10 protein-coding genes are annotated in these 13,385 nt (G+C 71.1%); 3 read left to right on the top strand and 7 right to left on the bottom strand.

Annotation, left to right across the window (positions count from 1 at the left end; genetic code table 11):
- Nucleotides 1-542: 542 nt before the first annotated feature.
- Nucleotides 543-1,847, top strand: coding sequence for a S1 family peptidase (locus tag WME79_RS23350; protein ID WP_437539105.1), 1,305 nt, complete (start codon nucleotides 543-545; stop codon nucleotides 1,845-1,847).
- 100 nt (nucleotides 1,848-1,947) lie between these two features.
- On the opposite strand, the gene WME79_RS23345 is transcribed toward WME79_RS23350, so the two are convergent.
- Complete coding sequence (locus WME79_RS23345; protein WP_437539103.1) at nucleotides 1,948-3,201, bottom strand: acyl-CoA dehydrogenase family protein; 1,254 nt, start codon at nucleotides 3,199-3,201, stop codon at nucleotides 1,948-1,950.
- 174 nt (nucleotides 3,202-3,375) lie between these two features.
- The gene (locus WME79_RS23340; protein WP_437539101.1) at nucleotides 3,376-3,852 is read right to left on the bottom strand and encodes an SRPBCC family protein; all 477 of its coding nucleotides are present in this window, start codon (nucleotides 3,850-3,852) and stop codon (nucleotides 3,376-3,378) included.
- Between the two features lie 423 nt (nucleotides 3,853-4,275).
- Between WME79_RS23340 and WME79_RS23335 the strand changes: the two genes are divergently transcribed.
- A complete protein-coding gene (locus tag WME79_RS23335; protein WP_437539099.1) occupies nucleotides 4,276-5,193 on the top strand; it encodes a LysR family transcriptional regulator in 918 nt (305 codons plus the stop codon).
- A gap of 140 nt (nucleotides 5,194-5,333) precedes the next feature.
- On the opposite strand, the gene WME79_RS23330 is transcribed toward WME79_RS23335, so the two are convergent.
- On the bottom strand, nucleotides 5,334-6,566 hold the full coding sequence (locus tag WME79_RS23330; RefSeq protein WP_437539098.1) for a GNAT family N-acetyltransferase: 1,233 nt from the start codon (nucleotides 6,564-6,566) through the stop codon (nucleotides 5,334-5,336).
- Between the two features lie 193 nt (nucleotides 6,567-6,759).
- Between WME79_RS23330 and WME79_RS23325 the strand changes: the two genes are divergently transcribed.
- Entirely contained in the window at nucleotides 6,760-7,635 is an 876-nt protein-coding gene (locus tag WME79_RS23325) for a YkgJ family cysteine cluster protein (protein WP_437539096.1), read from the top strand.
- A 60-nt stretch (nucleotides 7,636-7,695) separates the two neighbouring features.
- Here WME79_RS23325 and WME79_RS23320 read toward each other — a convergent pair whose 3' ends face one another.
- The 4 genes from WME79_RS23320 to WME79_RS23305 form a co-directional block, all read right to left on the bottom strand.
- Entirely contained in the window at nucleotides 7,696-9,066 is a 1,371-nt protein-coding gene (locus WME79_RS23320) for a sigma 54-interacting transcriptional regulator (RefSeq protein ID WP_437539095.1), read from the bottom strand.
- 90 nt (nucleotides 9,067-9,156) lie between these two features.
- Nucleotides 9,157-10,944, bottom strand: coding sequence for a hypothetical protein (locus WME79_RS23315; protein WP_437539093.1), 1,788 nt, complete (start codon nucleotides 10,942-10,944; stop codon nucleotides 9,157-9,159).
- 97 nt (nucleotides 10,945-11,041) lie between these two features.
- Nucleotides 11,042-12,238 (bottom strand): hypothetical protein, encoded by a 1,197-nt coding sequence (locus WME79_RS23310; protein ID WP_437539091.1) that lies wholly within the window; start codon nucleotides 12,236-12,238, stop codon nucleotides 11,042-11,044.
- Between the two features lie 125 nt (nucleotides 12,239-12,363).
- Nucleotides 12,364-13,185 carry an alpha/beta hydrolase gene (locus WME79_RS23305; protein WP_437539089.1) on the bottom strand — a complete coding sequence of 274 codons (822 nt, stop codon included), beginning with the start codon at nucleotides 13,183-13,185 and terminating at the stop codon, nucleotides 12,364-12,366.
- Nucleotides 13,186-13,385 lie beyond the last annotated feature (200 nt).

Here is a 13,385-nt window from a genome sequence, read left to right as displayed (position 1 = left end):
CCTGCCAGAGCCGACCGGGGCCGGCCCAACCGAGCGGAGCGCCCTGACGCATAGGCGTTTGCGGGGGGACTGCGCCGTGGCCCATGGATGAGGCTGCGGCGAGCCGAGCGCGCCCACGCCGATGGCCGGGTCGTGGCCGCCGACTGGGTCGTCGCGCTCATCCTAAAGATGCAGCTCGATGCGAACAGCGAGATGGAGCTTTGTTCCGCGCCTCGAACGCCGCCGTTCCATATCTCCGTATGGCATCGCTCCCGGTAACGCCGCATACTCACGGACGTGATCCTTGAGCGGTTGCGGGGCGGGTTTCATACGCCCACCTCTGGCCCTCCCGCTCCGGTCGTCTCCCCACCGTAGTCGACCCGGTGTGCCCCATGGGCCTGCTCGGAGACGCCGTCGCCGAGGCGGCATGCCGTGATCACAGCGCCCGTCCATCTGCCTGCTGAGAACGCTTGCTTGACCTCGATGGCGCTGGCAGCCGCGTGGCAGAGGCGGACTCCGTCGGCGCGAACGATCGTCTGAGCAGAAGATGATGTGGAGACAGAATGAAGAAGAAAGAACTTGGTAATACGCTGGGTCTCGTGGTCTGCGCCGGCGCCGCGCTCGGCCTCTCCACGGCCTGCTCGGGCGCCGACGTGTCGGACGAGCCGCTCGAGGAGCTCGGGTCGGCGTCGGCCGAGATCATCAGCGGCGGGCTCGCCGAGGCGAGCCCCTGGGCCGTCCAGGTCTTCGACGTGCGCGGGAATACGGGCGACTTCTACCAGTGCACCGGCACGCTCGTCGCGCCGCGCTGGGTGCTCACCGCGCAGCACTGCATTGCGGACGAGGGCGAGACGTCGGCGATCCGCATCGGCAGCAACACGTACCGCGAGGGCCGGCGCATCGCGGTCGATGCCGTCGAGGTGCCCTCGGCCGGCGTCGACATCGCGCTGCTCCACCTGACCGAGGACGCCGGCGGCCCGGTCGTCCAGCTCGCCAACGCGGCGCCGGCCGCGCCGGCCAGCGCGACGATCTACGGCTGGGGGAGCGAGGGCACGCCGCTGGTGATGGCGCCGTCGCTCAAGAAGGCGAGCATCAACATCGATGGCCGGTATTCCGACAACGAGCTCAGGGCGATCGGCGTGACGGGCTCGCCCTATAGCGGCGACTCCGGCGGCCCGTGGTTCGTCAACGGGCGTCAGGTCGCGGTGTACACGGGCTCGATCGGTCAGGACGGCACGAACTTGAACGCGACGCTCATCGGCGTCGACGTCGCGCGCCACCGCGCGTGGATCGACGCGACGATCGCCGGCGGCCCCACCGTCCATCCCGCCAGCGAGGTGGTGCTCTACGATCTCTCGAACTTCTCCGGCGTCTCGCAGGGCTTCGGGATCGGCCGCTACAGGCTCGCGGACATGGCGATCATCGGCAGCGACCGCGCGAGCGCGATCAGGGTCCCCGCCGGGCTCCGGGTCACGGCCTTCCTGGGCGACAACTTCGAGTGGGATGCGCGCGTCTTCACCTCGGACACGGATCTCGTGGCCGCGGGCTTCGACAGTACCATCTCGAGCCTCGTCGTCGCGCGCGCCTCGGACCCGCAGCTGGACGTGGTCACCTTCTACGAGAACGCCAACTTCTCGGGCGACTCGTTCCTATTCGGTGTCGGCGGCGCCCTCTTGTTCGCCATCCCATGGACCCATTGGGACTCGCGGATCAGCTCCGTCCGCGTCCCCCCGGGCCTGAAGGTGACGCTCTCCGCCGGATGGATCGGGTATTTCCCGGTGGAGACGCGCGTCTTCACGGCAGACGCGAACCTCGCTCCCCACACCTTCGACAACAAGACCCGAAGCTTCCTCATCGAGCGCTTGTAGGAGCGCGCGCGGCGCGGGTGGCTCGCGTCGCGCGGTGGGCGCCGAATTCTCCCCACGCTGGCCGCGCGAGGCGAAAACGGCGCTCTCTCGCGGTCCTTGCTCAGTAGGCGCCCTTCGGCTCGAGCCCCAACATGTGCTGGCCGACCATCGTGGACACGGCGTCCCAGTTGAGGGTGATGTGCTGGGCGATCGCGTTGCCGTCCCGCCACATGCGCTGGATCGGTTGACCGAGCTCCAAGCTGCTGCCACCGACGCACGAGAACAACGCGTCAATGGCGGAGTGCGACAGCTTCGCCGCGTAGGCGTGGCCTCGCCGATTGCGGATGCGCTTCTCGATGCTCACGGACCTCCCCTGGGCTGCTGTCAGCTCCACCTCGGTGATGTCGCGGTCGAGGACGAGCCTCGCCGCGTCGACGGCGGCCGCGGCGTCGGCCAGGCGCGACTGGACGTGAGCGAACTGGCAGAGGCGCGCTCCCGCGCCGCCGATGCCGCCGCGCGTGACGCGACTGTCACACAGATCGATGAAGGCATCGATGGCGCCTTGGGCGGTGCCCAGGAGCGGGGCCACGAGGCAGACGGGGATCGCCGAGAGGAAGGAGATGCTGTAGATACGGTTGGGGTTCACCGAGCCCCCTGGAGGCGCGCCGGACGCGGCCTCCGCGAAGGTGAGCTTCCGATGACCCGGGACGAAGGTCGGCTTGTTGAGCACCACGGTCTTGGACCCGGTGCCAGCTTGACCCGCGACGTGCCAGTCGTCCTCGATCGACCAGTCGGCGCGGGGCACGAGCAAGAAGCCAGCGTTGGGGGTGGCGTCGTTCTCCCTCGGAAACTGGACGCCCAGCACGGCCCATTGTGAGTTGTCGACGTTGGACGCGAAGCGCCAGTTGCCCTGGATCAGGTACCCGCCATCGACCGCGTGCGCTGCGGTGATGGGCGAGTAGGAGCCGCACATGATGGCCCGGGGATTTTCCCTCCACACGTCGTCCTGCGCCTGCGCAGGGAACAACCCAAGCAGCCACTGGTGGATCGCCCCGAGCGAGCATGCCCAGGCGGACGAGGTGCAGCCTCGCCCGATCTCGCTGATCACGTCGAGGAGCGCGGTGAAGCCGTACTCGTAGCCGCCGTAGCGAGCCGGCTGCATCAGCCGAAAGAAGCCGGCGCGATGGAAGAGCTGGTTCGTTTCCTCCGAGACGCGGCGCTCGATCTCCGTTTGCTGGGCTCGCTCGCGGAGACCGGGGACGAGCTCGCGCGCAGTGGAGACCAGACTCTCGAGGGATGGCGCGTTGGCGGCGGGGCTGATCCGACCGGGCGCCTTCATGACCACAGCTCTGATAGACGACTGTTCGAAGCTCATAGAGTATCCCTCGCGTGACGAAGATTCGCTGCCTGGCGCGACCCGATCGGCGCGGCCAGGGGCACGCGCGCCGGTCCAGCCGAGTGGGCCGACATCGAGGCTGACGAGAACGGCGCTGGCGACTTTGTCCCTGCAGCCGCGCCAGCGGCTGCAGGGACGGCTGCCTGCTGCTCCCTACCGCGCGGACTGGTGCTCGCTCGACACCATCTTCCGGATGGCGTCCAGCGTGGCGTCCACCGCCTTCACGTACTCCCGCTCAACCACCTCACGGAACTCCCGCTCCCTGGCGCTGCCGGACGGCGCGTCCAGGAGCTGCAGCGCGAAGCTGAACCGCAGGCGCAGGTCGCCGTCTTCGCCGAGGATCTCGTTGACGATGAAGCCGTCTATACTTCCCGACTGGCGAACGAACACGACCTTCTCCTCCGGGTAGAAGGTGACCTTCTCTCTCGCCTCTTCGCCTCGGAAGACGATATCCCGAACAAGGCTCCCGGGCGAGCGCTGGACGACATCACACTTCGCCAGGCCGGGGACGAAGGGCAAGGCGTTCTCGGCCTTCATGACGAGGCCTCTCCAGATTTCGCCTCTGCTGAGCTTCGGATGGGTCGAGGCGGGATCCCGGTTCACGGCGACCTCTCTGAACACGTAGATCATGCTGTCTCCTGATCGATCTTCCCCCCAGATGGCCATGCGCCGGGGGCCGCGAGGCACCTCTATGATAGGATACTACAGCCGCACCTGGTCCGAGGTGCGGTTGTAGGCGTCAAGATCGTCGAGAAATTGGTCTACGTCCGCCCGTCCGCCCGTCCGCCCATCCGCCCTTCCACCCGTCGACCGCCGCCGATGGGCCGCACGTGCGGCTGTGGCGCCACGGCGTGGCCGATGGCGCGCGCTGCGCCTTCAGGATCCCCGGGGAGACCGGCATCGCCGATGGCGGCCCGCGCATCGGCGCGGATCGCCGCGAAGCCGGACGCCGCGCCGGCGCCGCCTCGCTTAGGATCACGTCCGGAGTATGCGAAGATGCCCGCGACGGCGCCAGAGGGCGCCATGGAACGGCCGCGTTCGAGGAGTGGAACGTTGAGGGAGCCCGATGATCTGTCCGGTCTGTCGATGTTCGTGCGCATCGTCGAGGAAGGCTCCCTCAGCGCGGCCGGCCGGGCGCTCGGTCTGCCCAAGGCGACCATCAGCCGAAACCTCGCGCTGCTGGAGAAGCGGCTCGGCGCGCCGCTGCTCATCCGCTCCACGCGCGCGCTCAGCTTGACGGATACGGGCAGGCGTTTCTTCGACAAGGTCCAGCCCATCGTTCGAGAGGCGCAGCAGGCGACCGCCGAGGTCAAGATCCTCCACGCGGCTCCCTCGGGGCTGCTGCGTATCACCGCGCCCGTCGCCTATGGCCAGGCGGCGATCGCGCCCCGCCTGCTCTCGTTCATGAGGCGTTATCCGGCGGTTCGCATCGACCTGCATCTCCATGACGGGCGCGTCAACCTGGTCAACGGCGGCTACGACCTGGCCGTCCGCATGGGGGCGATCGAGGACAGCGAGCTGATCAGCCACAAGCTGGCCGACATCACCATGGTCATCGTCGCCTCGCCGAGCTGGCTGGAGCAGCACGGCGTGCCCCGGAGGCCCGCCGACCTCGCGCAGCATGGCGCCGTCGTCACGCGGCCCGAGCTCGTTCATTGGAAAGTCGGCGGGGAGACCGTGCGCGTCCCCTGGCGCATGAGCACCGGCAACATGATCGTCACGCGGGATGCCGCGAGGGCTGGTCTGGGCATCGCTTTCGTACCCGAGTTCCTTGCGTTGCGTGACCTGGAACGAGGAACGCTGGTACGCCTGCTCCCCGACCTCGATCTGCCGGTGATTCAAGCGACCGCGCTGTATACCCGCGCCGCCAGCCAATCCGTGGCGCTGCGCACCCTGCTGGACGACCTCCTGTCCAGCCGACCCATCGAGGTCGACACCGCGCCATCCCAACCCTGCCCGGGCGCGGTGTGACCCTTGGCGTCTTATGGCGTCATGGCGGTTCCATCATTCCGGCAAGGTGGGGTAATTACTCCACCACCGGCGCGCGCGCATCGGCCCGGGGATATCCCGCCGGCGCGAGCGTCATCACGCGCGGGACCAGCCGCCGGCCTTCAGAACCGATCCGCCAGCGTGAGCTGCGGGTGCTGCGCCGGGAAGAGCACCGGGACGAGCCGGGCGGCGTCTCCTGCAAGCCGGAGCTTCCCCGCGTCGCACACCTCCAGCGGCGCGTCCGAGCCGAGGAGGAGGCGCGCCACCGCCCAGCCGCCGTGGACCGCGCTGCGCGCCCCCGCGGCGCTCCGCCCGCGGACGACCTCGACGCGGCCGCGGTCGAGGCGGAGCGTCGCCGTCTCCTCCGGGCTGGTGAGGGTGAGCGCGCCGCGGTAGCTCGCGAGCTCGGACGCGGCGAGCCGGGCCGAGAGCTCCGGCGCCATCGCCGTGAGGCATCCCGGGAGGTCGACGACCCGGACCATCGCGGCGCCGCTTTCAGCATACCGCTGCTCGTAGCGGCTGTTCAGGGTCCGGAGCCGCGCGGCGAGCGCCGAGCGGAAGGGGAGCGTGTCGAAGCGGAGCTCGGGGAGCGCCTTTCGCCGGCAGAGGGCCGCGAGCGCCGAGAGCACCGCGTCCGGTGCGCCGGTCGCCTCGGCGCACACGAGCCGGATCCTGCTCGCCTGGACGACGACATGCCCTTCGGGGCGCTCTCGATCCGCGCCCCAGCACCAGGCCTCGACGTCCTTGCGCATGCCGCTCCACGAGCGCAGAAAGGTCGGCCGCACCGCCGTGCCGGTGAGGCCGGCGTTCCACCGGTTGTGCAGCCGCACCAGCGCCTGCGTGGGCGCCGCGGGGATCCGGCGCAGCCCGCGCAGCCGAGGCAGCGTGGCCGGGAGGTCGGCGAGCTTCACGCGCCACCGTGACTCGGGCCAGGCCGGCACGTAGCCGAACCGGTGGTAGAAGTCGTCGATCCCGAACAGGATCGAGAGGTGATATCCGCGGGCGCGCATGCGGTCGAGGCTGTGCGGAGCCGTGCGGGCCATGAGCCCTTTGCCGCGGTGGGCCGCCTCCGTGGCCACCGCGCCGATGCCGCCGCAGCGCACCTCCGCCCGACCGATCCGCATACGATAACCCCACACGCCCCAGTGGGTGACCATCGCATCACCGAGGAACCCGATGACCGAGGCGTCCCAGTCGTAGTGGCTGTGGTTCACGTACCAGGCGGCGCAGTCGGCGCGGAAGCGCGCGTAATTGCCAAAGGTGCGCGCCGCGATCTCGATCACCGCCGTCGCGTCGGCGACCGGAGCGGGGGAGCGGACGGTGAGGGGCGGAGTCTTCAGAAGCGTACCCGCCATCGGTAGGAGCGGTTCGCCCACGGCGTGGGATCGAGCATGCGTCCCTCGTATCCGGACCCCGCCAACTCTGGCCAAATTTCTGCTGCGCGGAGCGGGGCCCAGCCCCTGACAGGATCCAGCGGTGTGATGGCGTCGTCGTCGGACATGGAAGATCCGGCAGACGTCACTTATCCTCGGCCGAGCGGAGGTGAGCGTGATCGAGCGTGGGAGGGGGGACAGCCAGGCCATTCGCGCCAACGTGGCGCAGGCATCGCCGGCCCTTCAGGCCTTCTTTCAGGCAGAGCTCGAGCGGGCCAAGGAGGTGCTGGCGGGCGGCGCGGAGAGCCCGAGCGCGCTCGCCGAGAGCGCCGCGGCGCGCGTCGCGCAGCACCTGGAGCGGCTCGGGGTGGCCGACGCCCCGGCGTGCACCCGGGGGTGCTCCTTCTGCTGCCGGGGGCGCGCGGTCGAGGCGCTGGCCCCCGAGGCGATCGCGATCGCGGCGTTCCTCGCCGAGGCGCGATCTGCCGGCGAGCTGGCCCGCCTGCGCGCGCAGATCGCGGAAGCGTCGCAGAGGGCGCGCTCGCTCGACGCGGAGCGGCGCTGGCGTGAACAGACGCCCTGTTTCTTCCTGAACACCGAGACGGGGGCGTGCTCGATCTACCCCGTTCGTCCGCTGGTCTGCCGACTCCACAACTCGGTCGATCGAGACCAGTGCCAGCGCGCGTCCGAGGACATGACCCAGAACACGGCCGTCCCCAGGCATGGAGCCTACGAGATCCTTTATGGCCTCGCCCAGTCCGCGATCATCGTCGCGTGCCAGGACGCTGGGCTCGACGCGCGCTCGCTCGAGCTCACGACCGCCGTGGCCATCGCGCTCGCCGAGCCAGAGGCCAGCGCGCGCTGGGCGCGCGGCGAGGCGATCTTCGAGCCTGCGGCGACGCAGCGCGAGCCGGCGCTCGCGTCCCAGGCGGCGCCTCGGGCCGTCCAGCCAGGCCTGGTGCCGCCCGAGCGCCTCGCCGAAAGCGCGCACAACGCGGCCAGAAACGCGCGCAAGCGGGAGCGGAAGGCGCGCCGGAGCGGACAGCGCTGACGCTCCCTCGCGCGCAGCCCGTCACTGCCTCCTGCACGACCCGAGCGAGCCGCCGCGGCGCTACCCCTCCGGATCGCGCTCCGGCCCCAGCCCGTGCCGGTGGAGCAGGCGGTACAGGTACCGCCGATCCAGCCCCGCCGCGGCCGCGGCCCGCGAGACCTTGCCGTCGTGGGCGCGGAGCAGCGCCTCGAAGTAGCGCCGCTCGAAGTCCGAGAGGACCCGGTCGCGCGCCTCGGCGTACGGCACGCTCGCGTCGACCGGCGGCGGCGCGCTCACCGGCGCGAGCTCGCTCACGGGCGGCGGCGCGCGGAACACCAGGTACTGCTCCACGTAGTTCCTCAGCTCGCGCACGTTGCCCGGCCACGCCGCGCGCTTCAGGCGGGCGATGACCTTCGGCTCCCGCAGCGCCGCGGCCTCCTCCGGCGTCGCGTGGAGCGCGGCGAGGAGATCGTCGAGCAGCGCCGGGATGTCCTCCGGCCGCCGCCGGAGGGGCGGCATCGGGATCCGCACGACCGCGATCCGGAAGTAGAGATCGGCTCGGAAGCGGCCCGCGTTCACCTCGGAGCGCAGGTCCCGGTGCGTGGCCGCGATGACGCGCACGTCGACCTGCCGCGCCGTGTTCGTCCCGACGCGGCGGATCTCGCGCGCCTCGAGCGCCCGCAGGAGCTTCGGCTGGAGGTCGAGCGGCAGCTCGCCGATCTCGTCGAGGAAGATCGTCCCGCCCGACGCCTCCTCGAAGGCGCCGACGCGCTGCTCCGCCGCGCCCGTGAACGCGCCCTTCGCGTGCCCGAAGAGCTCGCTCTCGATCAGGTTGCCGTGGATGGCCCCGCAGTCGACGACGACGAACGGCTTCTCCTGCCGCGCGCTCCGCTCGTGGATCGAGCGGGCCGCCTGGCTCTTGCCGGTGCCGGTCTCGCCCTCGAGCAGCACGGTGACGTCGCGCTCCGCCGCCCGGGCCAGGAGCGCGAACACCCCGCGCATGGCCGCCGACGCGCCCGAGAGCGCGCCGAACCGCGCCTCGTCCCACAGCGGGAGGCGGTTGTGCTCCGTGCCGAACTCGAAGCGCGCCACGGTCTTGCCGACGCGGATGAGGCTGCCCGTGCGCAGGAACGCCTCGACGACGGAGACGCCGTCGACGGCCGTGCCGTTGCGGCTCTTCAGGTCGCGGACGCGCGCGCCGGCCTCGTCGATGCGGATCTCGCAGTGGAAGCGTGAGACGGTGGGGTCTGCGACGACGAGGTCGTTGCCTTCGTCCGATCCGAGCGCGCATCGATCGGCGGAGGAATCCCACACGACGCCCCGGGCCGGCCCCTCGACGAGCTCCAGACGGAAGCGGCGCACCGCGCTCGCGCTGTCATCTGCAGGCGAGCCGGTGTGCGTCAGCGTCTCGGGGCCGCCTTCGGCCGCCTTGCTCGGAGGTCTGCTGGGCACGCGGCCACGGTATCACAGCGGGCGGGGGAGCCATCGCGCCGCGCTCGGGCGGCTCGAGCGCGCCGGGCGTCCGTGGGTGGGACGCCGCGCTCAGAAGAACCCGATCGGCCCCGGCGACCACGCGAACTCCACCGCCTCGCCGAGCGCGGGCGGCGCGACGCGGCGGAGCCTCCCATCGCGCCACGCCAGGATCACGAGCCCCGGATCCTCGAGCGGCGCGCCCAGGTCGACCTCGAGCCGCACGGGCCTCCCGTCCGCGACCTCGGCGACCCGGATCGTGGCGCCGCACTGGCCGACCTCGTAGCCCGCGGCGATCGGCGAGGACGGCGCGCGGTAGAGCGTCTCGAACGCCCCGGTCAGCATCGTCCCGTCGATGCGCCCCAGGGAGAACGAGGACGGGCCTGTGCGCGTGAGGCGGTGCGTGCCCTTGTTCATCGAGAGGATCGACCAGCAGGAGAACGAATCGGGCGACTCCAGGGCGCGGATCGCCTGAGGGTACATGGCTGCCATCGGATCCGAGGCGGCCGCGATGAAGACCCGCTTGCGGGGCGGCGCGTCGATCTCCGCGCTGCGGGCGATGTCCTCGAGCTTGCGGGCGATATCGATGCTCGACGAGGTGGCGGCGAGGAACAGGAGCGGCGCGATCCCGAGGTGCACAGCGGCGAGGAACCAGGCGCCGGCGCGGCGAGGCCATGACGCGACCCCGGGTGAGGGGGCGCGGCGCAGCCCGCGCAGGACGACGACGGCGAGGAGCGGCGCGATCCCGAGGCCCGGCATCAGCAGCAGGCGCGACCCAGGGAAGCCCCCGAGGCTCGTGAAGAACGCGAGGAGCGCCCCGGGGACGAGCCAGCGCAAGGCGGCCCGCTCGCGCTCGGGGACCGCGGGGAGGCAAGCGCGGTAGAGGAGGGCGACGCCGGCGGCCGCCGCGAGCCCGATCGCGATGAAGGGGAGCTTGGGGAGCGGGACGGAGAGATCCGCGGGCACGGCCACGAGGGCGCCGCCGATCAGGATGGGCAGCCGCTCCGCCGCGGTGGCCACGAAGGTGAGGGGGCTGGTGAGCGGGTCGATATAACCGCCGGTGTGCGCGGCGCCGCCGCCGAACGCCTTGTACGCGGCGAAGTACCCGAGGAGGCCGAGCGCCGGGAGCACGCCGGCCGCCCGGGCGCGCCAGCCGTCCGCGCGGCCCGGCGGCACGGGACCGGCGAGCTGATAGGCGATCCAGTACGCCGCCCCGCCGAGCGCCGCCTCGCCGCCGAGGAGCCCGATCCCGAGCCCGAGCGGCCCGAGGTACAGCCCGGGTCGCCACCCTTCCTCGCGGTAGCGGAGATAGGCAAGGAGCCCGAGCACCACCGGGAGCGCCGCGAGCAGCATGTGCTGGCACGCGATCCAGCCGACCGGGTGAACGTGGTTCCCGCTGATCGCGAAGATCAGCACCGCGAGCGCCGCGGTTGCGCCCGGGAGCACCCGCAGGAACAGCCTGCCTGCGGCCGCGACCAGGGCGAGATAGAGCCCGATCGAGACAAGGTGGTACCCGAGCGGAGTGTCGCCGAAGACCGCGCGCTCCAGCGTGAACACCGCGCTCGCCAGGGGGCGGACAAGGTGGATCCTGAGCTCCGGATCGGTCCACCACGGCAGCCCGGAGATGGAGACGGCAGCCCGTGTCTCCTCCGGGGCGCCGGGGAAGAAGTTGTAGAGATCGTACCAGGGAGGCGAGGCAGGGATCAGCTTCGCGAGGTAGCAGAACAGGATGTAGTCATCGGCATAGAAGGCGATCGCCACCGTGGGCAGCGCCAGGGCGAGCGCGAGGAGCAAGACAGCCGGGACGAAGCGAGGGTGGCTGAGCCACCGCGCGAAGCGATCGGAAGGATCCGGTTTCATTCGGGCCCACAACGTAGGGGAGGCTGCGCGCGCCGTGTAGATGGCGCCGAGCACCCGCGCGTGCTCCGCGTGCTCGAGGGGGGTCGATGCGGTCGGGTCAGGGAAGGCTCAACGTCGTCCGGTAGATGATCGTTGGCCCGCCCTGCGCCCGGAACCAATCGAGATCCTCGCCGTCCAGCGGAGAGGTGTAGTTGTACACGGTCATCTCGTGCTCGCCGGCGTCGAGCGCCGAGGCGAAGCACGTGTCCCCGCGCGACGGCAGGTCGAGGACGAAGGAGACCGAGAGCGCGTCCGGGTCGACCTTCCAGAGCGAGCACCGCTTGGGCTCGAACGAGTATTCGACGAGGTATTTCTGCGCCTGCTGCGCCGGCGGGAGCTCATCCATGTCGAGATCGTAATTGCCTGTCTCGTTCAGGTTGCGGCGGCCGATCAGGTAGATCTCCTCGCCGCGGCGGAAGACGAGGGGAGAGTCGTATTTCCGCTTGTCGCTCTTGCACTCCCAGTCGCCGAGCCGCTCTGGCTCGGCGCGGCATATCTTGGAGCCCCACCCGAGCTCGTCGCCGGCCTCGTTGCGCGTCACCGCGATCACCGAGCCGTCGTCCTGGAACACGAAATCGGTCTCGGAGCCGCCGCCGATCTGCACCGTCGGCTGGCCCGGCACGACCGGCTCCCAGGCGAGCCCGTCGCGGCTCTTCAGCCACTTGACCCGGATGGGCTCGCCGTCGGGCTGATAGATGTTCTCGCCGCCCTCGTAGCCGATCATGTAGGCGACCCCGTCGATCACCTTGAGCCTCCAGGGGATGAACCCCGGCTGATCTTCCCACCAGGAAGGCTCGCTGAACCGGCCGGGCCCCTCGTACACGGCGAACATCGTCCCCTGCGGCTCGAACTTCGTCGGATCCTTCCCGAGCACGGCGAAGTAGAGGTACAGCGCGCCGCCGTACGAGAGCAGCCGCGGCTCGCGCACGTCGGTCCCGAGCGCGACGCGGGTCTCCAGCGTCCAGCGCGCCTGGTCGGTCGAGCTGACCACGTAGAGCTCGGCCTTGTCGCTGGCGAAGTGGTTCGGGGCCGTGCGGAACGCCAGGAAGTACCGGCCCTCGTGGGCGACGACGTCGAGGTTGTTGTTGGCCTGCTGCGTCTCGACGCCCTCGGGCGTCGCGGCGAACGGCACGACCTGGATCGGCGCGGCGACCGCCGGGCCGAGGGGAGCGATGCCGTCCTCGGCGCCGCAGCCCGAGAGCGAGAGCAGGAGAGCTGCCGGAGGGAACGAGACAAGAGGCGAGTTCGAACGCATGAGCCCCACTCCTCGCGGCCGGCGGTGCGACCGCGCTCCTGCCGGTGCGGGTAGCACACCCGCCCCTGGAAGACAGCGCGCCCGGGCCGGCGGGCCGAGGGGCCGCGGCTGTGCCCGGACGGCCGTCAGCGCATCTCGGCGGCGGCGCCGCGGATGAGCTGCAGGAGGTCGCGCCGCATCTCGTCGCTCACCGAGTGGCCGACGCCAGGGTAGCTCGCCAGTCTCGCCCTGACGCCGCGCCCGTCGAGCGCCGCGATCGCGTCGCGCGTCGGGCCGATCGGGACGCGCCGGTCGTCCTCGCCGTGCAGCGCGACGAGCGCCGGAGGCGCCGGCGCCGCCGCGCCTGCGCCGGGGAGCACCGCCGGGGGGACCCAGCCGCCCATGGGGAACGCGGCGCCGACAACACGCGGGTGGTGAAGAGCGAGCGCAAACGTGAGCGCGCCGCCCTGGGAAAAGCCGGTCACGATGGCCTTTCCTCGCGTCGGCCGCTCGGCGGCGACCCGCTCGATCGTCGCCGCGAGCGCGGCGGCCGCGCGCAAGATGCCCTGTCCCACCTCCTCGCTCGCGAGCGCCTGCTGGAGCGGAAACCACGAGTAGCCGCCGCCGTACGGCGTGAGCCCGCGCGGCACGATGAGGCGCACCTTGACGTCGGCGCCCGACAGCAGACCCGCGAACGACTCGGGCCTGTCGCCGAGCCCGTGAATCGCGACGACGAGGGGGAGCGCCTCGTTCCGGTCCGCGCCGCCCGTGATCTCTTCGAGGTACTCGACCGCGGCGGTGGAGACCGTTGCGCTCGCGGATGGCGCGGCGGGAGGCGCCTGCTGCTCGGTGCCCGCCGCGCCTCCCCCGCGCGGGGCTGCCCGTCGCTCGCACGCCGCGAGCGAGACGAGCGACGCGAGCGCCAGCGCAGACCAGGCGTAGCAGCGGCGGAGGCGAGAGGGGCGCATCGAGGAGATGCTTGCTGAACCCGCTGCTCGGCAGCAACAGCGAACTTCCCCCGGCGGCGACACCGCACCCGCCTCGGCAGGATTGGCCAGCCATCGAGATCTCCTTCCATGGCCGGAGTGCACGGGAGATCACACCCACGAGAACGAGAGCTTTTGGTGCCGTTGGATTTGTCTGCTCCACGACGATCGCTGCGCATCTG

The sequence above is a fragment of the Sorangium sp. So ce726 genome, from assembly GCF_051521405.1.
GTDB lineage: Bacteria > Myxococcota_A > Polyangia > Polyangiales > Polyangiaceae > Sorangium.
This window is presented reverse-complemented; position numbering and strand designations above follow the sequence as displayed.